The organism is Salmonella sp. NW177, assembly GCF_051811585.1.
Taxonomy (GTDB): Bacteria; Pseudomonadota; Gammaproteobacteria; order Enterobacterales; family Enterobacteriaceae; genus Salmonella; species Salmonella enterica.
The window spans coordinates 1-296 of record NZ_JAMMZV010000036.1; the positions used below are offsets into that span (position 1 = coordinate 1).

The 296-nt window shown below is 63.9% G+C and carries 1 pseudogene; it reads right to left on the reverse strand.

Annotated elements, in window-relative coordinates:
- Positions 1-296, reverse strand: a pseudogene (locus NA986_RS24375) (sodium-extruding oxaloacetate decarboxylase subunit alpha); the annotation flags it as partial.

Genomic DNA, 296 nt, shown 5'->3' on the forward strand with positions numbered 1-296 from the left:
TCCACTTCCACGGTGTAGATACCGGAGGCGGCAGGCTTCTCTGCTTTTGCCACCGGCTGCGCGGCTTCCGCCTGCGGCACCGGCTCAAACTCCGCCGGGTTATGGCGGTTCTCAAGGAATTTGAGGCCAATCTGCGGGAACAGCGCCACGGTGAGCACGTCGTCGATAGCGTTTCCTGCCAGAGTAATCCCCTTCTCCTGCGCCTGGCGCCTGACGTCCGCTTCCAGTTCAGCCAGTTCCGGTTTGAGTAAATCCGCCGGACGGCAGGTCACCGGGGCGCCCCCTTCCAGCACGCG